The following is a 25,132-nucleotide window of genomic DNA, read 5'->3' as shown; positions in this document are numbered from 1 at the left end:
AAGAAACCCTCCAAGTTGGAGGGTTTTTTATTTTAAAAAAATACCTCGGAAGGTTCTTGTGTGGGGTGAACGTTTCCGAGGCATAAATCAATAAACACTATCACGCGTGCTGATATAGTTCAACACAAACTACAAAAGAGTTCCATTTCATAACATATTGGTGTTTTGGAAACGGATTTGGCAAAGATTTAAAAATGGAAATAAATGATGAAAAAATTAACACTAAAAACCGCCCAAAGTTTTTAACATAAGGTGTTGACATCTAGGCGTACACAAAAACGCAGTTGGGTTTTTGGTCGATTTATTAGAAATAAAAAAGCCATGCAATAGTAATTATTCCATGGCCTATAATGTATGACGAAATACAAAGTTGTATTACCAAAGCGTACGGCCTCCCCGTTAAGTTAATCCAAATCTTTCTTCAACTTAGGTAGTTCCCCCGAAACCTAATATCGAATCCAGATCATAACTGTCTCGAAGATTTTATTTTGCAAGCGGTTTAACAATCAGATGATTGGTTGCTGTGGCCGTACAGTTTATTTGGTAATACAATATTTTCAAGAACAAATGCCGAATTCCTCATTTTTTCACCAAGACCCTTTCCATACCAGCTTCAAACTTGTCGCTTTTGGTCTGGGATACGGCAGCAATAACCAACGCTACAACTAAAATCAAAAAAAGCAAAACGCATTTTCTCATGGTCGGTTATTTAAATAAGGAACAAACCTTAATTTTTTGACAACTCGAATATAGACAAGAAAAGGAAGGTGGTTTTTGAGGTATGTATAAACTGTACTTTTTTATGTATAGTTGGTCTTTGATTTTTGCATAAAGTTTGCTTTCCCCCCTAAATCAATGGGATAAAATGCAGCGTCACACCTGAAAAACACTTGATTTTGAATTTTTTACCAGTTATACGTGTTAAATATCCATTAACACATAATTGTAGTGTTATAATAAGATTAATTCTAAATTTGATTTAACAGATACCCCATTCTATGTTAGAAGCAGTAATAGTTGACGACGAAATCAAAGCACTACAGAGTTTAAGTTGGGAATTGACCAATTTAAGTGATGAAGTAGATATTATTGCTTCCTTTACAGATGCACGTGAAGCCTTGGAATATTTGGAGCACAATACTCCTGATTGTTTGTTTCTTGATATTGAAATGCCTGCGATGGATGGCTTTCAATTCATCAAAAACCTAAAAAACAAAAATTTTCCTGTAGTAATCACAACGGCCTATAACCAATATGCCTTACAAGCTTTAAAAAACGAAGCTATCGATTATCTGTTAAAACCAATCGACACCGACGACCTTGAAGTAACCATCGCCAAAATAAAAAAATACAACGCTAAAAGCCTTACTGTAGAACGACTTGAAAAAATTTTGCTTAACTTCAATTCAGAATCACACAGTAAAAAAATAACCATAAACACCGATGGCAAACTGGTGTTCTTGAACAGTGATGACATTCTTTATGCGGAATCTGATGGCAACTATAGCACCATCTTTTTAAAAGACGGTCAAAAAATATTGTTGACTAAAAAACTAAAGGAGGTCAATGCACTTTTACCTGAATCCAGCTTTTTTAGGATTCATAATTCGTATATAATCAACCTCAATAAAATAAAAGAGTTTCTAAAAACCGACGGTTATGTGGTTTTGGAATCGAACGATAAAATACCAGTTTCACGTCAAAAAAAATCCGATTTTTTGGATATGCTTTAAATTGCAAATTCTACCGTGCCTATCGTAAAATTCAAACAAGTCGAAAACCTACAACGAGTACCAAGAAATACTCTGGTTTTTCTATGTTTACTTATCTTCCAACTTTTACCAGCGCAAGAAATACCCCAAGACTTTAAGGACATTGCCGAAACACTTATTCAGCTTAAATCGCCAAGTTATGAGGCTTTGGATAAAGATCTTGATGCATTTAAAAACGATACTACCCTAATACGATACTTCGATAGAATTGCAAATCAATCCCATTATTTGGAAGGTAGAGCATATGCCCTCAATCTTTTGGGCAGAAGCTATCGAAACATATCACAATATGAAAAGTCGGTAAATCTACATCAAGAGGCCCTTAATGTATCCGAAGAAGCGAATAGTTTGGATTTTAAAATATTAAGCTTAAATATGCTGGGAGTGGTCTATCGGAGAATGGATGCCATTAAAACTGCCTTGGATTACCATCAACAAGCATTAGAACTTGCTGAAGATGTAGAAAATCCTTCACATCATATTAAACGTAGCATTAATGTATCCCATAATGGTATTGGGAACCTTTACCTCACTCTAGAACAATATGACCAAGCTATAGCTCAGTTTAATAAAGCTTTGGATTTAGAAGAAGAACTGGTCAACAAATTGGGATTGGCCATTAATTATCAGAACATCGGCTATTGCTTGGAGCAAAAAGGCGATTTGGATGGCGCGTTGGAAAACTACCGTAAATCCTTAGCATACAATGAGGATATTGACTCTGATACTGGAAGGATTATTTGCAAAAACAGTCTTGCTCAAATCTATCTGAAACAAGATATGTCTTATTCTGCACTAACCTTGTTGAACCCTCTAAAAGAAGAATCTAAAAAGGCAAAAGACCTCTATATTGCCTCCTATGTTTATGTCAATTCTGGTTGGGCCAATACCAAGTTGGGTAACTTTGACAAGGCTTATGAGGATATTCAAGAAGGGCTAGAAATGGCAAAGTCCCGCAACATGCCCAAAAATATTCAATATGCGTACCAAAAACTCTCTGATCTAGCAAATGCCAAAGGAGATTACAAAGAAGCCTATGAATATTATAAGATGGCCGATGAGTACGATAAAGAAATTTTAAGCGCCACCAACCTTAAGTACATAAATGATAACATAGAAAAGTACCAAGACGATAAAAAGACAAATCAGATTGCCGTTTTGGCTGCAGAAAATGAATTGGTGCGATTGCGGTTAAAAAAGAATGAAACCACTTTTTTGGTGAGTGCTTTGATTGTGGGGTTGATTTCATCCATACTTTACATTCTGTACCGTCAATATCAAAGTAAAAATGAGAAAAGGGTACTGACCTTGGAGCAGAAGATGTTGCGTAGTCAAATGAACCCCCATTTCTTGTTCAATTCCTTGAACTCCATTAAGCTTTACATCATTAACAACGAGCAGAAAAATGCCGTACACTACCTAAATAAATTCTCAAAATTGGTACGGAAAATATTGGAAGCTTCATCGCAACGAGAAATCTCTCTTGCCGAGGAGTTGGAAACGGTTGAATTGTACATGAACATTGAAAATATTCGATTCTCCAATGAAATCAATTTTAAGATCAATGTGGAAGATGATATCAATATAGATAACATCAAAATTCCTTCTTTGACGCTTCAACCCTTTTTGGAAAACTCGTTATGGCATGGTTTATCACCAAAGGACGGTGAAAAGAGCATTCAAATCAATGTGAGAAACAAGAACAATGGCCACGTAAGCATTGAAGTGATTGACAATGGTATTGGTAGAACAATGGCAGAAGTAAACAAAGAAAACCGTGTGCTTAAAAAGAAGTCATTGGGCATCCATATTACAAAAGAACGTTTGGCGAATTTCTCCAGGGACTATCAGAACAAATTCGATGTTGATATTATGGACCTCTTTAACGAAAATGGAATGCCAAACGGCACCAAGGTAATCTTGGATATTCCTACGATTTAGCGTTTTCTTCCGCTACTTGCTCCAATTCCTTATACCAAGCTTTTCCAAATTTTTGAATCAAAGCATCCTTTACAAACTTATAAATCGGCACTTTTAATTCTGCCCCTAAACTGCATGCAGGATCACAAATTTCCCATTTATGGTAATTCACCGCGGTAAACTCGGTATACTCTCGGGTTCGAACAGGGTATAAATAACAGGATATGGGCTTTTTCCATTTGGTGGCACCAGCTTCATAAGCTTCTTCCAGGCCGCATTTGGCAATTCCTTGTTCGGAAAATACCACATAGGCGCATTCATTGTTGTTCACCAAGGGAGTTTCCCATTCTCCATCCTCACCTTTTACAAATGCACCTTGCTCCTCAATGGCCTTAATTCCTTCTGGTCGTAAGAAAGGTTTAGCGTCCTCATACACATTCACCAACTTATCAGTTTCAAAATCTTCCACAGGAGCACCATACTCTCCTCCCACACAACATGCGCCTTTGCATGCGTTTAAATTGCACACAAAATCGTTCTCCAATATATCTTCGGATACAATAGTTTTGCCTATCTGAAACATATCAGTCTATTAACTTTTGGGCAAAGGTAATTTAAAAGCCAAAATTTGATGTTTTCTAAACAATTTTATGTGATCCAAAAGCTTTTTTTACTCGTACATTTGCAGCCGAAAATTTGGAACCATGAATTTTGACCTTAAAGAAATAGCTACTGCTGGAATGATTTTGTTTGCCGTAATCGATATTTTAGGCAGCATTCCCATTATTATCTCCCTTAGAAACAAGGTTGGACACATTCAATCTGAAAAAGCCTCCTTGGTCGCAGCTTGCTTAATGGTCGCTTTTTTGTTTGTAGGTGAGAGCATTCTTTCCTTGATAGGTATTGATGTGAATTCATTTGCAGTGGCGGGTGCATTCATTATTTTCTTTTTGGCCATCGAAATGATCTTGGGTATCACCTTGTATCGTGATGATGTTCCTGAAACTGCTTCTATTGTTCCTATTGCATTTCCATTAATTGCTGGTGCAGGTACCTTGACCTCCATTTTGGCCTTGCGAGCAGAATATCATGTGGAGAACATTATAGTTGCCATTGTTATTAACATTATCTTTGTGTATGTAGTGCTTAAGTCCAGTTCAAAGATTGAACGCATTTTGGGCAAGAACGGATTGAACGTTATCCGCAAAGTATTTGGTGTTATTCTTATGGCCATTGCCGTTAAGCTATTTGCAGCGAACATCAACCAATTATTTGAGCACGGTATTTAAACCATACGCATGAACAAAACATTTGCAGTTATCCTGATTATTTTGGCTTTGGCACTTATCGCCTACAATGTAACCATGGTAAATTTTGATAATCCGCTTCAAGGAGATAGTACGGTAGCTTTGATAGGTATTGTGGCCTCTTTGTGTGCTATTGTGTTGATTCTCATTTTTATGACTTCCAAAAAAATTGAGAACAAGCTTAAAAAGTAAACTTCTACTGTCTTAAACCAACAGCTCCTATTTGGGATTGGTTCATTACCGTTTCATCAATGGCTTTCACTTTTTGAAGCATAGCATCATGTTCTCCTTTAATTTGGGCTGAAACATTCGGAGAAAACAACTGTTCCGCAATATTGGCTTTTAGGTACGCTTTGATTTTATCCTCGTAGGCATAAAAATCCAATTTAATCTTTCTATCGAGCACAAACTGGATGAAGTTATCGAACAGAATGTCATCTACCTTGAAATTATCCAAAAACTCGTTTTGGTCATAATCTTCATAACGGGTTCTGTCTTCTTCCAAGTGCTCAAAGATAAATCTAGCAAAAAACTGGTAAGTATCATCCATACTTTCAATGGCTTCCTCCTGATTGCTTCCTATGGGCACAAAAACATCTGGTATAATTCCGCCGCCACCATAGACTATTTTACCCTTGGGAGTCACAAATTTTAGGGAATCTGCTACCTTGATGCTATCGGCAGAAGTCAACTCACCACTAGAGTATCGTTCCATGAACTTTTTATAGTAGTCATGGTTACCGTCTTTATATGATTTTTGAATTGAACGGCCTGTTGGTGTGTAATACCTGCTTACCGTTAAACGAACCGCAGAGCCATCGCCCAAATCCATTTCGCGCTGTACCAATCCTTTGCCAAACGATCTTCTACCCACAATGGTTCCTATATCGTTATCCTGAAGCGCACCAGCAATTATCTCACTTGCTGAAGCGGAACGCTCATTGATCAACACAAAAACAGGCTTGTCTTCAAAATCTCCTTTTTTGGTTGCGTAGGCTTTTTCAATTTTACCGCGTTTGTTTTTGGTAAAGAGAATAAGTTTATCATCACCCAAAAATTCATCAGCCAACTTCTCGGCAATGCCCAAATAACCTCCTGGATTGTCCCTAAGATCAAGAGTCAACTTTTCGGCACCACGCAGTTTCAATTTTCTAAGCGCATCCTTAAATTCATCGAAAGTGGTTTCTGCAAAACGGTTGATTTTGATGTAGCCCATATCACTGGACATCATATAATAGGCATCTACACTTCTAATTGGCACTTTATTCCGTACAACATCAATATCCATCAACTTGTTTTCCGTTTTTCGAAGGACCTTGAGGTTTACTTTGGTGCCAATTTTTCCTTTTAGGGTAGAAACAATATCATCGTTGGGAATTCTTTTTCCAAACAAAGTATCGTTTCCTGCCATTAAGATTCGGTCGCCTGGTTTTATGCCGCTGATATAGCTAGGGCCATTTTTAATGGTTCGTATCACGGTAATGGTGTCCCTATACATGTAAAAACTAATCCCGATTCCAGCGAAATCACCTTTCATGCTTTCAGCCACATCTTTCATTTCATCTTTTGGGATGTAAACAGAATGGGGATCTAGCTTGCCCAAAATATTGTTCACCGTAACATCCACAATGCTATCGGTATCTACATCATCCACATATTCGTAGTCGATATAATCAATTAGGCGATTGAGCTTATCCTTTTTGGAATTGGTAGAGAACAATTTCTCTGGAGAGTCATTAAAATGAAGTTTGCCCCCAATAAAAATACCTATGGCAACTGCCAAGGCAAGTAAGGTAGGCCAAATATATCCTTTAATCTTTTTCATTAAGCAATGAGGTTTTAAACCATTTCTTCGAGCACGGGCAAATGAACCATCTCAACACCCGCTCTTTCCAGAAACTGAATTCCCGAATCATCTTTGTAGGCATTTTTATACACTACACGTTTTATGCCAGCTTGATGCACCAGCTTACTACATTCCCTACAAGGAGACATGGTAATGTATAAAGTTGCACCCACACAGGATTGGGTAGAAGAAGCTACTTTAAGAATAGCATTGGCTTCGGCATGTAGAACGTACCATTTGGTGTAGCCCTCATCATCCTCACAAAAATTTTCAAAACCAGTTGGTGTACCGTTGTACCCATCGGAAATGATCATTCTATCTTTTACAATAATGGCCCCAACCTGTCTTCGTTTACAGTAGGATAGTTTGCTCCATTCCAAGGCCATGCGCAAATACGCCCTATCGTACTTTTCTTGTTTGCTCTCCTTCATAAATCAGAAAAAACACTGATAATTAATTAAATATACCTGTATTGAAAGACCCTTACAACCTTATTCGATAAAATTTAACGTAAGCCCTACATCGGGAACGTTGCAATGAGCAAGGGTATTGTTATGGCAATGATCAAAATAGAAGCAACGGCAATAAATATTTTCTTTTTCACCTTGAGTAAATCCAAAACTAAAAATGCAATGGTCAATACCATCAAGATTATGGTCACTTGCGAAAGTTCTATTCCTGTCGCAAAACCTAACAGAGGTGTAATCTTATCTTCTTCTTCGGCCATCAACATCTTAAAATAGTTGGAGAAACCAAAACCATGAATCAAGCCAAAAAAAGCGGTTGCCAAAACATGGAGGATCAACCCAACATCCAAGGTCTCTTTATACACATAGGCAAAATTAAAAAGTGCTGTAAGCAATATAGTTACTGGAATCAAAAATTCGATAAGACCTACATCAACTGTGGCAACTTCATACACCGAAAATGCAAGTGAGGTACAATGTGCCACTGTAAAAATAGTCGCCAACAACAACACGCGTTTCCATTGCTTAAACGTAAATGGGACCGCTAATGCGGATAGAAATAAAATATGATCGTAGGCACCAAAATCCAATACGTGATCCAGTCCCAACTTTATATAAAACCAAAATTCTTGCATGCTGCTTTTGTTCTCAAAAATAGCCATTAATCCCTGCTCTAATGAAAACATTTAACCCCATTTTAAATTTATTTTTAATTAATCTAAATAATCTTTGGATGTTTCATTCACCCGACCCTATATTTGCGTCATTATTTTTAACAAGTCTAAATAATAACTAATAATGCTCAAAAACTTACTTTCAATCTTACTACTATCTGCTGGAATTTGTTCTGCTCAACAGGGCAGTTTATCTGGCTCTGTAACTGATAGCACGGGCGAACCTATTCCCTTTGCCCATGTAATACTATCCTCTGAAAGTAGAGGAACCTCAGCTGATCAATATGGTTTCTATGAATTCAAAAATCTTAAACCTAATTCTTATGAGGTCGTAGTTTCCTCCGTTGGGTATCATTCCATGAAAAAAACCGTGACCATTGGATCTAATTCTGATGTTATCTTAAACTTCACACTTCAACAGGGCAATGAACTGGAACAAGTAGAGGTTTTTGGGAATCGCTACGAGCATCCTGATAAAATTGAAGCCTTGACCCGTCTTCCTTTGGCTCCCTACGAGCAAATTCAGAGCATCTCAGTGGTTTCTGAAAAGCTTATCGAGCAACAGGGAAACTTGACCATATCCGAAGCTACCAAAAACGTACCTGGAGTATACACCTTTGCAACTTATGGCAATCAGCGAGAAAGCATGTCCTCTCGTGGATTTAGAGGAATCCCAATACTAAAAAACGGGGTTCGAATCAACTCCGATTTTAGAGGTGTTGGGGTTTTGACCGATATGCAAGGAGTGGATAACATCCAAGTGTTGAAAGGTGCTGCTTCCATCACCCAAGGTGTTGCTACCGACTTAGGAAGTCCTGGTGGGGTAATCAACATTGTGACCAAAACCCCAAGATACCAATTTGGTGGAAACGTAAGTGGCCGTGTGGGCAGTTTTGGACAAGCAAGAACAACTTACGATGTGTACGGACCACTCAACGAGAGCAAAAACCTTGCTTTTAGAATTGATGGAACCTTCGAAAAAGGCAATTCGTTTAGAAAAATGGTGGAAGGTGAACGTTTTTACATCAATCCTTCTTTGGAATGGCGTATTGACAACAAAAGTAAATTGACCTTGGAAATGGACTATTTGGATGATAGCCGAACCCCAGATATTGGGACCGTAAACTTAGGTGAAAATGATACCAATGCCATTTACGATCTTCCCTACAATCAATTCTTAGGGTTTGAAACCGATAGATCGAACACCATGAACCAAACCTACTCCATTCGATTTAATCGCGATTTGGATGATAAGTTGAACCTACAAGTTGCCTACTACCATTCCAATTTGGATTTGGATAGCAGGGGTGCCAGTTTGGGAAATGCAATTTCCGATAGCGAAGGCAACTCCATTTACAATCAACATATCCGAGGGTTTTCTAACTCCGAACGCTCCGATAAAAACAGTGTATTGCAAGTCGATTTAATCGGAGATAAACTGGAAACAGGAAAAATAAAGCACACGTTCCAAGTAGGAATGGATTACCGTTCTACCAGTTACAGCACTTTCTCCCAAACTGCTTCTGCTGTGGACACTATTGATGTTTTCTCTGCAATCAACAACACGCTACCAGATGAAATTGCATTTAGTTCTCCTCGTGAAGCTGAAGCTTCATCCCGCTCTTTAGGATTTGTGGCTCAAGATGTCATCACATTTAATAGCTGGTTGAAATCCTTTTTGGGCATTCGATACAGCACAACCAAAACCGATTCAGAGACCGAATCCGTAACCAATGATGCTTTTAACCCATTGGCAGGGGTAATTGTAACTCCCTACAAAAACATCAACGTATTTGCATCCTATACCAATAGTGCATACCCAAGAACTGCGTCTCGATTGGATGAAAATGGGAATCCTTTGGGTAATGAACGTTTTGACCAATTGGAAGCAGGAATCAAAACCAACTGGTTAGACAACAAATTGCGTTTTAACTTCACCTATTTCAAAATCAACAATAAAAACATCAACCTACCCGTATATGATGAAAACTGGGTAGCCACAGGTTTCTACCAACAAGGCGGAAATGATGAACGCAAAGGGGTGGAATTGGAATTGACAGGTAGGATCATGGACAATTTGGAATTGATCGGGGGTTACTCCTACATTGACGCTCAGTACAAAGAACACACCTCTTTTGTATATGGTTCTGCTCCCTTGAACACACCAAAACACACCTTTAACCTATATCTAAATTATGGGTTTACAGGAGCCTTGGATGGTTTAACATTGGGCGGTGGAGCTTACTACACAGGAAAAAGACCCATCAACGATTGGAGTGCTGGTGCGGTGACACATGAGGGTATTGTTCCCAACCAAAAACCTTTTGATGTGGATGCCTATACCATGGTGAATCTACAAGCGGCCTACCGTTTTAATCGAAACTGGAACTTTAGGGTAATTGCCAATAATATTTTTGATCAGATCGGTTACAACGCCTACCGAACTAGATTTATCAATCAAACCGATCCATTCAATTTGGCAGGGGTAGTAACCTATTCATTCTAAAATTAAATATTTAAAAATACAGGTCCAGCGGAAACGTTGGGCCTTTTTATGGTTATGGGAAAAAGTAAATCAAAATACGGAATCAGAGCATTTATCAACGATGTGCACCTTTGGTTAGGATTAGTAAGTGGTATCATCATCTTTTTGGTGTGCTTGAGTGGTACCATCTTAACCTTCGAAAAAGAAATTGAGAACTGGTTCAAGGAAGAATTGACAGTTGTTCCTGCAGGAAACAAAAAATCGCTTACTAACATTGTGAACGATCCTACGATTCAATCTAAAGGACAACTCACTGCGATTACCATCCCTTCGGATGAGACCACTCCGTATTCCTTATCCATCAAAGAAGATCCCAAACAGCGTAGAGGCTCCACCTACGAATTGAATCCGTACACTGCTGAAATTTTGGCCCCACAAAAAACAGCAGTGGATGACTTTATGTTCAGCATGTTTAAAATGCACCGTTGGTTGTTGATGGACATTAAATGGGGAAGACCTATTGTTGGAATTGCCACAATCATCTTTTTGATTCTTTCCATTACGGGAATAATACTTTGGTTTCCTAAAAAGGTGAAGTGGAAGACCGTTAAGGCAGGTTTCAAAATCAAGACGAACGCCAATTGGAAGCGTATCAACCATGATTTGCACAATACCCTTGGATTTTATTCCTGCTTGTTGATTCTAATCATGGGCATTACAGGTCTTTGTTGGTCCTTCGAAGGATATAGAAACGGATTGAGCTCCTTAATGGGTGCAAAAGTTTTTGGAAACCGTGGTGCTCAACCAAAGGTTGATTTCGAACATTTAGACACTGAAAAAGTAATAGGTCTAGAAGAGGCTATTCAATTGGCCAATACAACTTTGAATTATAATGGTACTCTCACAGTAAGTTTACCCAACGAAAAGAATCCTGTCTACGGTTTTCGTAAAATTGCCGATGATTCTTGGTCCACTGTGGCTCAAGATCAGTTACAAATCCATACGTCAGGCGAAATAATTCACAAAGAAATTTATGCCGACAAACCTTTAAATGTAAAAATAGCATCGGCTATTAGACCTATTCATACGGGTGAGATCTACGGAACTTTTAGCAAGTGGTTGTACTTTTTGGCTTGCTTGATTGGCACCAGTTTGCCAGTAACAGGAACGATCATTTACTTCAACAAACTAAAAAAGAAGAGTAAGCGAAGAAGAAGTTTGGCAACAGCTTAGGAGATACCTCTTTCTTTTTGAATGGTCTCGTAGGCCTTCTGCACCTCTTTGAATTTTTCCTCAGCCCCTTTTCGAATGGCTTCATTTTCTGTGACCACACGATCGGGATGATATTTTTTTGCCATGGTACGATAGGCTTTTTTCACCTCATCGTCCGTGGCATTTTTATTGATTTCTAAGATTTTATAAGCGTTGTCGGCAGCTTCAATAAACATGGCCTTGATACTCTCAAAATCATTTCGGCCCACACGTAAATAGCCCGCAATTTCGATCAATTTTTCTACTTCAGCCTTACTTACCTGACCATCTGATTGTGCGATTCCAAACAAAAAATGGAGCAATTGCAAACGCACTTCGTATCGAGTACGCTGTTCCATAAAGGCACAAATACGTTGCGCCGAAACTTCTCGCTTTTTAATCACCTCATTAAAAGTGCGAAAAATGGCGTTCGCTTTCTCCTTACCGTAAGTGCTTAAAAAATACTGTCGAACATAATCCAATTCCCTTTGATTCACCTGTCCATCAGCCTTGATAATTATGGAACAAAGCGATAACAAATTGAGTTCAAAATCGGCAGGGGATACCGATTGTCGGGTGTAATCTTGGAACACGGAACTGGCCTTATTTCCAGAACCGCCGAAATTATCCAAAAAAGTACCTACAATAAAACCCAGCACAGCGCCAGGGAATCGAAATAAAAAATAGCCGAGAAAGGCGGCCACCCATTTGATCATGCCTCAAAATTTAATCGACAAATATAGGGCTTTGATAAGTAAACAAGGCGTTAAGCAATGTTAAGGGTGATGAAAATACGCTCGTAATAGCTTATCTTTGAGGCATAATTAAAAAAAGTACTATGTATCCAGAAGAATTAGTAAAACCTATGCGTGCAGATTTGGCCACTGCAGGGTTTGAAGAACTACATACAAGTGAAGCTGTAAACGACGCCCTAAAAAAGGATGGAACTACTTTGGTAGTGGTGAATTCTGTTTGTGGATGCGCTGCGGCCAACGCCAGACCTGCAGCTAAATTAAGCCTACAAAACAGCAAAACTCCAGATAATTTGGTAACTGTATTTGCTGGAGTAGATATGGAAGCTGTTGCAACCGCAAGAAACCACATGGTTCCTTTTCCTCCATCATCGCCAAGTATGGCCTTGTTTAAAGATGGGGAATTGGTTCACATGATCGAAAGACACCACATTGAAGGTAGACCAGCTGAACTTATCGCTGAAAATTTGATGGAAGCTTACAACGAGTTTTGCTAAATCCACTTTCAAAACCGATTAGATTAACCACCCTTAAGGGTGGTTTTTTTATTTTTACACCAACCTAAACGTAACGACCGTGCAAAAACTACTGTCCTACCCCTTAACCATCATTTTCTTCATATGTTTTGGTTTGGCCTTGGTCATATTTCATCCTATTCAATGGATTTGCCTGAATGTTTTTGGATATAATGCCCATAAAAAAAGTGTTGCTGTCCTTAATTGGACTTTAATGCGGTGCACCAACATTTTGGGTACCCGTTATAAATTTGAAAACAATCCACAAATTCCAACCGACCGACCATTAATTATTGTGACCAACCACCAAAGCATGTACGATATTCCGCCCATTATTTGGTACATGCGCAGGCACCATCCAAAATTTGTGAGTAAAATAGAATTAGGAAAAGGCATTCCCAGTGTATCCTATAATTTAAGGCATGGAGGTTCCGCTTTGATTGATAGAAAAGACCCAAAACAATCCATTTCAGAGTTGCAGAAACTGGGTAAATATATTGAAGCCAATAAAAGAAGTGCCGTAATTTTTCCCGAAGGAACCCGAAGCCGAACTGGAGTTCCGAAGCCTTTTCGCACTACAGGGCTAAAAGTGATGATAAAAAATGCACCTTCGGCCTTAATTGTACCTATCAGTATAAATAATTCTTGGAAATTATTGCGCTTTGGACAATTCCCGATGGGATTGGGTTCCTATGTAAAATTTAAAGTACATCCTCCCATGGAAATCGAGGGCAATGTGGATGAATTGATCGCAAAGGTTGAAAAACAGATAGTTTCAGGGGTAATTACCAAGTAATGAATAAAAACCAACTGGTACAAAATACCATTGATTTTGTAAAGAAAGAACTGGAAAATGCCGAAGGTGGACATGACTGGTTCCATATTGAGCGGGTTTTCAACACCTCAAAACTCATTTTAAAATCTGAGCAAGCAAACGAAATTGTTGTGCAATTGGCCGCTATCTTACATGACATTGCGGATCCTAAATTTCATAACGGAGATGAATCCGTGGGGCCAAAAGTGGCCCAAACCTTTTTAAAAGGTCAAGAAGTCTCTGAAAATATTATCGATCATGTGGTGAACATCATCAAACACATGTCTTTTAAGAATAGCTTAGAAAATAATGGTAAAGCTTTCTCTTCAATAGAGCTTCAAGTAGTGCAAGATGCAGATCGATTGGATGCCATTGGAGCGATTGGTATTGCCCGAGCTTTCAATTATGGTGGTTTTAAAAACAGGGAACTCTACAATCCATCCATTCCGCCTAACCTCAACATGAGCAAGGAAGAGTATAAAGCTTCCAAAGCACCCACCATCAATCATTTTTACGAGAAGCTTTTGCTACTAAAGGAAAAAATGAACACAGTAACTGGTAAAAAATTGGCTGAAGAGCGACATCAGTTTATGCTGGCCTACCTTGATCAGTTTTATAAGGAATGGAACGGTAACTAACCCCACCTGCTTTTTTGTATCTTGTGGTAGCATAAATCAAACTAAACAAAATGCAAAGAAGAAAATTCATTAAAAATGCGGCAGCTGCTTCGGCTGCTTTTTCAATTGTACCCAGTCATGTATTGGGAAAAACCCACGTTCCTCCCAGTGATACGCTTTACGTAGCTGGTTTTGGTGTTGGAGGTAGAGGTAATGGTGTACTTCGAGGATTCAACGATACAGGAAAAGTAAAATTTGTTTCTTTTTGCGATGTTGATGACCGACGCGCGAAAGAGACCTATGATCTATTTCCTGATGTAAAAAGATATAAGGACTTCCGTAAGGTGTATGATGAGCAATTGAGCGATATCGATGCCATTATGGTGGCGACTCCCGATCATACTCATGCCACTATCGCTTTACCTTTTATGCGTGAAAAGAAACACGCTTATGTGGAAAAACCATTGACCCATAATATCTACGAGGCTCGTTTGATGACCAAAGTGGCGAAAGAAAATGGGATTGTAACCCAAATGGGAAACCAAGGGGCATCGAGCGATGATAGTAGAATTGCCCGTGAATGGGTAGAATCTGGTATTATTGGTAAGGTACACACCATCGACTGTTGGACCAACCGCCCCGTGTGGCCACAAGGTGTTCCCATGCCCACCAAAAAAGATCGTATTCCAAGAGAATTGGATTGGGATCTTTGGTTAGGCCCAGCAGCCATGCGCGATTATAACAACGCTTATCTTCCCTTTAAATGGAGAGGATTCTGGGATTTTGGAACTGGAGCTCTAGGTGATATGGGATGCCACATCATGGAAACACCTTTTAGCGTATTGGATCTAGGCTATCCAACTGAGGCGGAAGCTAGTTGCACTACAGTTTGGGTGGATGATTTTGTGGAAGCTGATTATAGCCATTCTTGCCCTCCGTCTTCTAAAATACATTTGAAGTTTGAACATGAACACCATGGTGATATTGCCTTGAACTGGTACGATGGCGGTCTTAAACCAGATCTTCCAGATGAATTAAAGGATGGTGAAACTATTGGTGATACAGGTGGAGGAACCGTAATTTATGGTGAAAAAGGAATTTTGGTGTGCGATACCTATTCTAGAAATGCACGCTTATTGCCATCCGACATGATGGATCTTTACAAGGCACCTGAACCAAAATACCCAAGAGTACCTGGAGGTATGGAAGGACACGTAGCCAATTTTGTGGATGGTTGTTTAAATGGAACTTCTACCTCTTCCAATTTTGAAAAAGCTGGAAAATTGACCGAAACTGTGTTAATGGGTAATTTGGCTGTTAAAGCATACCAATACAAGGAATTGCAAGAAGGAAAAACGGCTAGGGACTGGAATCCATATAATTCTCCTGGTAGGAGAAAACTATTGTGGGATGGTGAAAACATGAAGATAACCAACTACGATAAAGCCAATGAATGGGTAACCCGAGATTACCGTTCTGGTTGGGAATTGAAATAACCATTATTTATAACTCAAAATAGCGCAGTCGAGAACCTAATTCAAGGCCTTTGCTGCGCTTTTTGGTTTGACTCGAATTTCACGAATTCGCTCGAATATTTCCAAAAATGCTGCTTTTTGAGCTTGTATTTGACACTTGTTAATTGACCATAGTTGTCAAAACAATTTCATCTGTCCCGTTTTGTAGCTCTCATGTAAGTCATGATTGAGTTTAGGAAAAACTCTATCCGCAAAATATTTTTTCCGAGCCAATTGTGCCATTTCATGAATTTGCTCGGCTATTTTACCCTCTCCTTTGGTTCTGGTTCCAAATCGGCTGTCGTTTAAGGAGCCGCCATGGCAATCTTGAATTTGATGCAATACCTTATCCGCCCTGTCTGGCATAGTTTTCTGTATCCAATCTGTAAATATTTGGCCGATTGCTCCATTCAATCGAACCACCGTCAATCCAAAAGATAATGCTCCATTATCAGAAACTGTTTTGGCCAAGGGCAATAATTCGTGACTGTTTATGCCTGGAATCATCGGTGCCAACATTGCATTTACTGGAATATTATTTTCCGATAATACCTTAATGGTTTTTAATCGCTTCTGAATAGATGCCGTGCGTGGTTCCAAAATTCTCCTAGTGTTTTCAGACAGCGAAGTCACCGAAATATTTACACCTATTAAACCATATTGATTTAACTCTTTAAGAATATCCAAATCCTTTAAAATCCAAGCATTTTTAGTGATGATACCTACAGGGTGTCTATATTTTAAAAACACCTCCAAACATTTTCGGGTCAATCCAAACTTCTGTTCTGCGGGTTGGTAGCAATCCGTATTTCCAGACAACACAATTGTTGTAGCTTTCCAATTTTTACTTTTGAGCTTGACTTCCAACAATTCTGGCGCTGACTTTTTTACCAAAATACGCCTTTCAAAATCTAAACCAGCACTATAGCCCCAATATTCATGTGTGTTTCGAGCATAGCAGTAAATACAACCATGTTCGCAGCCTTGATAAGGGTTTAAAGAAAAAGTCATACCCACATCTGGACTAGTGACTTTGTTCACAATTGTCTTTGGAAAAATGGGAATGTATTGGGTGGTATTGCTTTCTATTTCCTCACCTTCCAATCGGCAGAATTCTAAAAAATCTTCCCTTGTTTCATACAAATGCTGTAGAAACTTGTTGGGTGTATTCTGTTGGGCGCCCCTCCCCTTTAAATGTTCCTTTGTGGACAAAAATTGGTTTTATTCCAAATATATGGATTATTTCCAATATCAAGATTGAATTTAAGTCAAGGGTGAAAGGTGAAAGGGGATAGCCACCCGTCCTTTGTCTTGTTTCTTAGATAAAAAAAAGAAATGACACGAATTGCTCGAAACGGGGTTGAGCGTGAAGAGTCAAGGATTAAAAAAGAGATTTCTCGACTGCGCTCGAAATGACAACAAACAACAAACGTCTTATTGGTTATTGAAAAATTGTCTATTGATCATTGAAATCAACTTTCACCAATTGTTTTTTACTACCCTGTTTAGCGTAAAAGAGCATCTTGTTTTCTCTTTTGTCCTTTAGGGGTTTGGAAACCATCAACGGCAGACGAGCTTCCTTGGAATCGATGATTTTCTCGTAGTCGATACTTCCATTTTCATCCAAAGAAATAATGAACACATTACGGTTTCGACTAAAACCCTGCTTAAAAATAAGTCGTTCGTTATTGATCAGATCAGGAGATTCTGAGGCTGTACAAATGAAGAAATATGTTTTCCCATTTTTATAGTACGAACTGTAGGAGGCATAGGCTCCGTCACCTTGGGTCACTTCGGTTTTATTGATGTTTCTTGCCCAATCCAATGCTCCATCGGGAGCAAGTTTCACGCTTACAATATCATTATAATGATACCTTTCAATTTTTACGCGCTGGCCTGCACCCGTAACCTCCAATCCTGAGGTCACAAAGTATTCTTCGGCATTAAATAAGATCTCTTCTTCAGGAGAAACTACCACACTTTTAAAAATTAGGTTTTTGATCTCCTTATCTCCCTCTCTACCAAATTTATCGTCCATAAACTGCTGCGAAAAGGGATTGTACTTTTGACTTTTGATGTTTAAAGTACTTGGATCTAGATCAAAATAAGCGATCCCATTGTACCGATTATCTTTTCTATCAGCATAAAATCCGACACAGACTAGTCTGTCTTTAATATTGATTGGGAAAAGTGCTTCAGGATACTTTCCAGGATCTACAAACGACTGGGTTTGACTTCCCGTGGAGTTGACTTTTATGAGTTCATATTGGAATTTACGCTCATCTACACGGAAACGTTTTCGCTTAAAATAGGCCTTTCCAACTATATAAGCTGTTTGAAGGTCTTGGGAGATAGCGACATTTTCAAAAGCATAATTTTTTTCTTCTATCTCATCGGAAAAATCATGTTCGAAACGCTGATTCAACGAGGTGTCGAACAAATGGATCATATGCTTGTTCTGTTTCCCCTTTTTATGATGGGTACTGATCACGAATCCTGTTTTGGCCTCATTGAACAGAATTGCTGTGGTAAATCCATTGGAAAAATTTCGATTGTAATAGTTTTTACCTACAGGATTCTCCACCTGTTCAGAAGCAATGGATAGTATTTTCTTCTCCCTAAAGTTAAAATTGATAATGGGACTGGTGTGTGCCCAATATTCGTACTGACCTTGAGTTTGGTTGTAATTAATGAAAAGTAAATGTAATTGTCCGTTTTTGAGAAATCCATCCACAAAATCCATCCCCTTGAGTTTGTAGTTGAACTCATTGATCAGTTCAAGATCTTTGTTGTAATGTTCTATGAGATACCCTTTGGGTCTCAAAATCAAACCTTGATAATAGGCTCGCACCAAAATATAACCTCCTGATGCGTCTTCATCAATCGTCATTAGATTGGAGTAACGATATCGGTCTTGGTATTTTTCTCCAAAATCGTAGGAAACAGGCATCTTTTGCGCACTGGCAACGATACCAACACATACAAAAAACAGGGTAAATAGTAGGTTTTTAGTCATGATTTGGCTTGGTTAAGGCCACTGATCACGATCCAGGGAAATCTGCCTTGCGCTTGTCCAAAAATGCAGAGGTTCCTTCTTTAAAATCGTCGGTTCCAAAACAAGTACCAAAGGCATCAATTTCAGCCGAAAAGCCATCAGCGTCATACCTAAAACCAGCATTTACCGCTTTTATTGCATATTTTATGGCCACAGACGAATTATTCGATATCCTGCTCCCTATTTTGGCACAGACTGGCAATAATTCCTCAGGGGAAACCACATGATTCACCAAACCATAAGCAAAAGCTTTGTCGGCATCGATCATACCCGCTGTCATGATCATTTCCATGGCCCTGCCCTTACCGATAAGTTGAGGAAGGCGTTGCGTACCTCCATACCCTGGAATTACTCCCAATGAAACCTCAGGCAACCCCATTCGAGCATTGCTATTGGCAATTCTAAAATGACAAGCCATAGCCAGTTCCAAACCGCCTCCCAAGGCAAAGCCATTGATGGCCGCAATAACAGGTGTGGTCAAGTTTTCCACAAAATCAAATAGTTTTTCTTGGCCAATGGCCGCCAGTTGTCGGCCTTCTTTCACTGAAAAATTGGCGAATTCCGAAATATCGGCACCTGCTACGAAGGCCTTTTCCCCACTGCCTGTAACAATGATCACCTTTATTTCTGGGTCTTCATCCAACTCCTTAAATGCCACGTGAAGTTCCTTTATGGTTCTTTGGTTGAGTGCATTCAATTTGCTGGGCCTATTGATTGTAATAGTGGCCAAATTGTTCTCTTCCTCAATATAAATGTTTTCGAAGTCCATATGCGAAGTTGTAGATTTAAATTGAATTTTTGCAAGTCATTACGTTGAATGTTCCTTTGGAAACTCAATGGTAAAAACGGTTCCTTTTCCTTGCTTAGAAGTAAAGTTAATTGTTCCGCCGTAGTTTTCCACTATGTTTTTTACCATTCCCAATCCAAGTCCTGTACCACTGGATTTGGTGGTAAACTTAGGTTCAAAAACACGGTGTTTGAAATCGTCTGAGATTCCCACTCCATTATCCGCCACGGAAATTTTAACCCTATCACCCGCCGAGGCAACCGTAACCAAAATGCGAGGCGCTTCTACATCGGGAACAGCTTGAATGGCATTTTTTACCAAATTCGTTACCACCCTAATCAATTGGGTTCGATCTAATTTGGCAATGATTTCCTTTTCATCCGCTATAAAATGAATATAGTCCTCATTAAAAATTTCCAAGGCCAATTTTACTACATTCACCACATTCAACGTCTCATTTTGTTGTGCTGGCATATCTGCAAAGCTTGAAAAGGCCGTGGCAATATTACTCATGGTGTCGATTTGTTGTATCAACGTATTGGAAAACTCATGTACCTTTTTATCTATATCGGGGTCGTTGGGGTCGAATTTGCGCTCAAAACTTTGAACGGTCAACCGAAGGGGCGTTAATGGATTTTTGATTTCATGTGCCACTTGCTTCGCCATTTCGCGCCATGCTTGTTCCCGTTCACTACGAGCCAATTTTACTGCACTTTCCTCCAATTCATCAATCATTCGGTTGTACGAGGATACCAAAGTGCCAATTTCTTCCCCAGGACTATTAATATAGATTTTCTCATTCTGTCTGGTCAAATTCGTTCTATTGATTTTATCCGAAATGGTCTGGAGCGATCGGGTAATGTATTTGGTGATGAAATACGCCAAAATAATGGCCACTATCAACATTAAAAGATAAACCAATCCTAATCGCATCAAAAACTCCCGCAATTCCATGTTATTGAAGGAATTGTCCTCAAAATAGGGCAGGTTCAAAATCCCTATGGGTTTGAACTTTAGATCCAACAAGTAGGTGTATGAAGCTTGAAAATCTTCCCCAGCGGCATGTTTTTCTTCGACCAATCTAGATTCTCCACTTTCCCTTAAATAATTCAATACTTCTGAATCCAAACAGGCGGAAATGGAATCGGTGTCAAAACTTGGTCTGGAGCTTTTGATCAAAGTACCCTCAAGATCATAAATATTGAAGTTTAAATCCTGAATATTGGCAATCTTATAGATTTCTTCACTGAAAATGAGGCCGAGATTTTCGGTGTTTATGGGGTAAGTGGTTTCACGAAGAGCATAGGTGATACTTCGCAAGATTTGTTGTTCTTTCCGCTCAAGCCGAACATCATGGTAATCTCTAGATTGCTCCTTGTATTGATACACTGTAACCCCTGCAATTAAGACAGAGGCAACCACCACCAAAGTGATCATGGAAATGAAAATACGGGACCTTAAGGATAGCTTTCGGAACAAATTGGCTTGATTTAAGGTTAAATTTAAGCAATTATTGAGCCAAACAAGGGGTAAAGTTAAAGTGCAAGAATCAAGCTCAAACCCAAGTATCCGTATTTCATTGAAACATGTACTTGAATTTGAACTTAAACCTTGAACTTGCGCTTGAAATTTTATGCATTAGGATTTCTATCCCTCACTTTCTTGTACCATCGAATGCCAAGCATGAGTAGAATCATCAACACAAACATGCCAACAATGCCATAGATCCAGTTGAAGGCACTTTTAAGGATGACCAAAAAGACCACGGCAAATAAAATAATGGTTGCCACCTCGTTCCACATCCGCATGAACTTAGAGGTGTAGTTGACCTCATCGCGTTGCAATTGTTTGAAAATTTGATGGCATTTAAAATGGTATCCGAAGAGCAACACAACAAAAGCAAGTTTTACGTGCATCCATGCTTGCTCCAACCATCCTGGCATTAAAATCAACAACCAAATGGCGGTGAGCGTGCACAAAATTGCTGATGGCCAAGTAATAATATACCATAACCTTTTGGTCATCAACTTTAATTGGTCAGAAAGAATCTCCTTATCGGGTGATGGTTTTTGATTTGCTTCTATGTGGTAAATAAACAGCCTAGGAATGTAGAACAAGCCTGCAAACCAGGTCACCACAAAAATCAAATGAAGCGATTTTATATAAGGGTACAGCAATTTATCCTGTTTTTAGTTTCTACAATCGAATAGCTCCCACACCATTTTCCCAAAGTTTTTTGTTGAAATTGGGAATATCGGCATTCATTAAGGTCTCTGCTCGTTGTTTGAGACCGACCCATTGGGCATCCAACTCCGCTTTTCTATCCTTTGAGGGTTGATTGATCTGCGGAAGCGAACTATCACTATGGTTCATCAAAAATAAGTACTCTGCGGTAAACTTGTTGGGGAAATTCTCCACATCGTCATACGCTTGTGACTTTCTCTGCACCATATCACCGTCCCACGCTTTTAAAGCTTCCAATAAGGCTTTACCCTCTTCTTTTAAGGTTTCATTTTCCAAATCTTTCAACAATCCAGCTAACTGACCTTGCACTTTTTTAAGAGTATTAACCTTGTTGTGCATATCGGTCACATTGGCTTCGATTTCTGACATGAAGCTGTGGTATTCCTCAAAATGTTCTTGGGTAATTTCGGTATTTGGTGTTTTGATAATGGATGCTTGGGTGGAAACGGTTTCATCCCCAACCTTTAGGTTGATGGTATAGGTTCCTGGCGGCACTTTGTGTCCTGTAAAATTCGCTTCGATATAAACTCCTGGAACACCAGGAACAATTGGTGTTTTTAAATCCCACACAAAACGATTCAATCCTTTGTCCTTTCCTAAAGTTGGGGCTGGTGGTGCACCACCTCCATTGTGCGGAACAAAACTTTCATCTTTTTTGGAAGTCAAACTACGAACCACTTTTCCTTTGCTATCCACAATTTCCATGGTAAGGTCTGTGCTGTCCAATTTCTCAGGAAGATTATAATAAATTACCATTCCATTGGCGGGGTTTACCCCTTCAAATGTACTGGTGCCTGTTACGCTTTTGGAGCTGCTGTTCAATTGACTGCCCCAAGATCCGTGAACGGTAGTTTCTGGTTTGTATAGTTTTAAGCTTTTGGTGTCACCTTTGTATTGTGAAAGGGTGGTAATATTATCCAAAATCCAGAAAGATCGACCTGAAGTAGCCACGATCAAATCCCCTTGGTGTACTTTTAAATCGGTAATAGGAGTTTTAGGTAAATTCAATTGTAGTGGCTCCCATTTTTTACCATCGTCCCAAGACACGTAAAGACCTTTTTCGGTACCTGCGTACAACAATCCTTTTTGGTCTGCATCTTCTCGCACTACTCGGGTGAAAGCTCCATAGGGAATTCCCTCGCTAATGTTGGTCCAACTTTTTCCATAGTCTGTACTCTTGTACATCGCTGGCGTATAGTCATTGAATTTATATCGGGTGGTAGCTATATAAATGGTTGCTGGATCATGTGGAGAAACTTCAATAGCGTTCACCAAACATTCCTTTAAACCCTTTGGGGTAATATTTTCCCAAGATTCACCTCCATTTTTGGTAATGTGTACCAAACCGTCATCACTACCAGAGATCAACACCCCTTTTTCATGAGGTGATTCGATAAGATAGGCCAAGGTTCCATAATTTTCGGCACCTACTGCCTCATTGGTGTAGGGACCGCCTCCTTTTCCTTGCAATTCATCTTGGTCGCGGGTAAGATCGGGTGATATTTCTTCCCAATTCACCCCATTGTCTCGAGTTCGCAACACCAATTGCGCTCCATGGTAAAAAGTGCCTGGTTCATGCTTGGACCAAATAATGGGTGCATTCCAGTTGTAAAGATATTTCATGTCACGGGCATCACGACCCAAATATTGGATGGGTGCCGCCATAATATTGCTCGACATTTTGGATTCCATATCCAGCAACTCAATAGTTCCCAAATAACTTCCTCCCATTACATAGCGAGGGTCATCTGGATCAAAGGCCAAAAAGGCACTTTCACCCCCTGCGGAGTAATGCCAATCTTCCCTGCCAATGCTCCATCGACCCATGGATTGACTAGCAATTTTAACCGAAGTATTGTCCTGCTGCCCTCCATAAATATTGTATGGATAAAGATTATCGGTGTTTATTCTGTAAAACTGAGCCGTTGGCATGTTGTCCAATAACGACCAGTCTTTCCCATAATTAAACGTGATGGTTGCACCACCATCGTTCGCCATGACCATATTGTTGGAATCGTCTGGGTTGAACCAAAGATCATGTGTGTCACCATGGGGAACCGAAATGGTCTCCCATGTTTTTCCTCCGTCTTCGGAACGCATCATGGGTGCACTCAGCACATACACCGTGTTTTCGTTATTGGGATCGGTAAACACCTCAATATAATACCAAGCACGTTGCACCAATCGGTTGTCGCCACTCACCATGTGCCAGCTATCACCAGCATCGTTGGAAACGAATAAACCTCCTTTATCTTTATTGGAGTCACTTTCAATCAGAGCATACACTTTATCTGAATTTGCAGGACTCACCGAAATGGCCATTTTTCCTTTTTCCTCTGGTAGACCATTTGTCATTTCTTTCCAAGTATCACCGCCATCGGTACTTTTGTACAATCCACTGCCTGGTCCACCACTGATCACTTTATTGGGCTTGCGTTGATGCTCCCACATAGCGGCATACAGCACCAAAGGGTTATTGGCATCCATAGAAAGCTCTACGGCTCCCGTTCCTGCATCCACATAAAGCACTTTTTCCCAAGTTTTTCCTCCATCCTCGGAGCGGTATACTCCCCTTTCTTCATTTGGAGCATACAAAGCACCTTGAGCAGCTACATAAACAATATTGGGATTGATCGGGTGGATAATGATTCGGGAAATATGCTGCGTTTTTTCCAATCCTAATTTGACCCAGGTTTTTCCTGCATCATTGGATTTGTACATTCCATCTCCGTAAGAAGTCATTACCCCTCTTGGTGCATGTTCCCCCATGCCGCAATACACAATATTGGGATTGGATTGGGAAACCGATACGGCACCCACAGAACCCAGTTCAAAATAACCATCGGAAATATTTTCCCATTGACCTCCTGCATTGGTGGTTTTCCAAAGTCCACCTCCCGTGGTACCCATATAGTAAGTAAGCGGGTCACCGACCACACCACTTGCAGTTACGGAACGACCACCCCTAAATGGGCCAATGTTCCTAAATTTCATGGGGTCAAAATATTCGTTTGCGGTCTGTGCAAAGGCTAGCATCCCCCAAAAGCCGCACAGCAAGAGTAGTAATCCTTTTTTCATGATGATAGGTGTTCTAAATATTTTAAAGCAAAAG

The 25,132-nt window shown here is 39.6% G+C and carries 21 protein-coding genes; 10 read left to right on the top strand and 11 right to left on the bottom strand.

Translation table 11 applies throughout. The annotated features are described in order from the left end of the window. Positions 1-998: 998 nt before the first annotated feature. Both BLQ18_RS03530 and BLQ18_RS03525 read left to right on the top strand, forming a co-directional pair. Positions 999-1,733, top strand: coding sequence for a LytR/AlgR family response regulator transcription factor (locus BLQ18_RS03530; RefSeq protein ID WP_090292674.1), 735 nt, complete (start codon positions 999-1,001; stop codon positions 1,731-1,733). A 15-nt stretch (positions 1,734-1,748) separates the two neighbouring features. After that, a complete protein-coding gene (locus tag BLQ18_RS03525) occupies positions 1,749-3,713 on the top strand; it encodes a tetratricopeptide repeat-containing sensor histidine kinase (RefSeq protein ID WP_090292672.1) in 1,965 nt (654 codons plus the stop codon). On the opposite strand, the gene BLQ18_RS03520 is transcribed toward BLQ18_RS03525, so the two are convergent. Continuing rightward, the gene (locus BLQ18_RS03520; RefSeq protein WP_090292670.1) at positions 3,703-4,275 is read right to left on the bottom strand and encodes a DUF3109 family protein; all 573 of its coding nucleotides are present in this window, start codon (positions 4,273-4,275) and stop codon (positions 3,703-3,705) included. The genes BLQ18_RS03525 and BLQ18_RS03520 overlap by 11 nt on opposite strands. A gap of 121 nt (positions 4,276-4,396) precedes the next feature. On the opposite strand from BLQ18_RS03520, the gene BLQ18_RS03515 reads away from it, so the two are divergent. Together BLQ18_RS03515 and BLQ18_RS03510 are read left to right on the top strand one after the other, a co-directional pair. After that, on the top strand, positions 4,397-4,981 hold the full coding sequence (locus BLQ18_RS03515) for a MarC family protein (protein ID WP_090292667.1): 585 nt from the start codon (positions 4,397-4,399) through the stop codon (positions 4,979-4,981). A 9-nt stretch (positions 4,982-4,990) separates the two neighbouring features. Next, entirely contained in the window at positions 4,991-5,191 is a 201-nt protein-coding gene (locus tag BLQ18_RS03510; protein WP_090292665.1) for a hypothetical protein, read from the top strand. A gap of 4 nt (positions 5,192-5,195) precedes the next feature. Here BLQ18_RS03510 and BLQ18_RS03505 read toward each other — a convergent pair whose 3' ends face one another. From BLQ18_RS03505 to BLQ18_RS03495, 3 genes are all read right to left on the bottom strand, one after another. Continuing rightward, a complete protein-coding gene (locus BLQ18_RS03505) occupies positions 5,196-6,824 on the bottom strand; it encodes a S41 family peptidase (RefSeq protein WP_090292662.1) in 1,629 nt (542 codons plus the stop codon). A gap of 14 nt (positions 6,825-6,838) precedes the next feature. Then, positions 6,839-7,276, bottom strand: a complete 438-nt coding sequence (locus BLQ18_RS03500) for a deoxycytidylate deaminase (protein ID WP_090292660.1) — start codon at positions 7,274-7,276, stop codon at positions 6,839-6,841. 86 nt (positions 7,277-7,362) lie between these two features. Continuing rightward, entirely contained in the window at positions 7,363-7,947 is a 585-nt protein-coding gene (locus BLQ18_RS03495) for a HupE/UreJ family protein (RefSeq protein WP_090293660.1), read from the bottom strand. A 163-nt stretch (positions 7,948-8,110) separates the two neighbouring features. On the opposite strand from BLQ18_RS03495, the gene BLQ18_RS03490 reads away from it, so the two are divergent. After that, a complete protein-coding gene (locus BLQ18_RS03490; RefSeq protein WP_090292658.1) occupies positions 8,111-10,492 on the top strand; it encodes a TonB-dependent siderophore receptor in 2,382 nt (793 codons plus the stop codon). Positions 10,493-10,546: 54 nt separating this feature from the next. Beyond that, on the top strand, positions 10,547-11,704 hold the full coding sequence (locus BLQ18_RS03485) for a PepSY-associated TM helix domain-containing protein (protein WP_090292656.1): 1,158 nt from the start codon (positions 10,547-10,549) through the stop codon (positions 11,702-11,704). On the opposite strand, the gene BLQ18_RS03480 is transcribed toward BLQ18_RS03485, so the two are convergent. Then, the gene (locus BLQ18_RS03480; RefSeq protein WP_090292654.1) at positions 11,701-12,438 is read right to left on the bottom strand and encodes a TerB family tellurite resistance protein; all 738 of its coding nucleotides are present in this window, start codon (positions 12,436-12,438) and stop codon (positions 11,701-11,703) included. The genes BLQ18_RS03485 and BLQ18_RS03480 overlap by 4 nt on opposite strands. A 122-nt stretch (positions 12,439-12,560) precedes the next feature. Between BLQ18_RS03480 and BLQ18_RS03475 the strand changes: the two genes are divergently transcribed. The 4 genes from BLQ18_RS03475 (at position 12,561) to BLQ18_RS03460 (ending at position 15,916) form a co-directional block, all read left to right on the top strand. After that, positions 12,561-12,971 carry a BrxA/BrxB family bacilliredoxin gene (locus BLQ18_RS03475; RefSeq protein ID WP_090292652.1) on the top strand — a complete coding sequence of 137 codons (411 nt, stop codon included), beginning with the start codon at positions 12,561-12,563 and terminating at the stop codon, positions 12,969-12,971. Between the two features lie 79 nt (positions 12,972-13,050). Next, positions 13,051-13,785, top strand: coding sequence for a lysophospholipid acyltransferase family protein (locus tag BLQ18_RS03470; RefSeq protein WP_090292650.1), 735 nt, complete (start codon positions 13,051-13,053; stop codon positions 13,783-13,785). Further along, on the top strand, positions 13,785-14,441 hold the full coding sequence (locus BLQ18_RS03465) for an HD domain-containing protein (protein WP_090292648.1): 657 nt from the start codon (positions 13,785-13,787) through the stop codon (positions 14,439-14,441). Before BLQ18_RS03470 ends, BLQ18_RS03465 begins: the two co-directional genes overlap by 1 nt. Positions 14,442-14,491: 50 nt before the next feature. After that, positions 14,492-15,916 (top strand): Gfo/Idh/MocA family protein, encoded by a 1,425-nt coding sequence (locus tag BLQ18_RS03460; protein ID WP_090292645.1) that lies wholly within the window; start codon positions 14,492-14,494, stop codon positions 15,914-15,916. Between the two features lie 156 nt (positions 15,917-16,072). Here BLQ18_RS03460 and BLQ18_RS03455 read toward each other — a convergent pair whose 3' ends face one another. The 6 genes from BLQ18_RS03455 to BLQ18_RS03430 all read right to left on the bottom strand — a co-directional run bounded on the left by BLQ18_RS03455 (position 16,073) and on the right by BLQ18_RS03430 (position 25,098). Beyond that, a complete protein-coding gene (locus tag BLQ18_RS03455; RefSeq protein ID WP_090292643.1) occupies positions 16,073-17,146 on the bottom strand; it encodes a PA0069 family radical SAM protein in 1,074 nt (357 codons plus the stop codon). Positions 17,147-17,390: 244 nt separating this feature from the next. Next, positions 17,391-18,950, bottom strand: coding sequence for a hypothetical protein (locus BLQ18_RS03450; RefSeq protein ID WP_090292641.1), 1,560 nt, complete (start codon positions 18,948-18,950; stop codon positions 17,391-17,393). Positions 18,951-18,975: 25 nt separating this feature from the next. After that, positions 18,976-19,758, bottom strand: coding sequence for an enoyl-CoA hydratase-related protein (locus BLQ18_RS03445; protein WP_090292637.1), 783 nt, complete (start codon positions 19,756-19,758; stop codon positions 18,976-18,978). Positions 19,759-19,797: 39 nt separating this feature from the next. After that, complete coding sequence (locus tag BLQ18_RS03440) at positions 19,798-21,213, bottom strand: sensor histidine kinase (protein WP_090292636.1); 1,416 nt, start codon at positions 21,211-21,213, stop codon at positions 19,798-19,800. Between the two features lie 194 nt (positions 21,214-21,407). Then, positions 21,408-21,953, bottom strand: a complete 546-nt coding sequence (locus tag BLQ18_RS03435) for a CopD family protein (protein WP_090292634.1) — start codon at positions 21,951-21,953, stop codon at positions 21,408-21,410. A gap of 19 nt (positions 21,954-21,972) precedes the next feature. Then, positions 21,973-25,098, bottom strand: coding sequence for a VPS10 domain-containing protein (locus BLQ18_RS03430; RefSeq protein ID WP_090292632.1), 3,126 nt, complete (start codon positions 25,096-25,098; stop codon positions 21,973-21,975). Between the last annotated feature and the right edge of the window lie 34 nt (positions 25,099-25,132).

The organism is Flagellimonas zhangzhouensis (assembly GCF_900102925.1).
Lineage (GTDB): Bacteria > Bacteroidota > Bacteroidia > Flavobacteriales > Flavobacteriaceae > Flagellimonas > Flagellimonas zhangzhouensis.
Note: the sequence above shows the minus strand (reverse complement) of the source record. Positions and strands in the feature narration are given on the sequence as shown.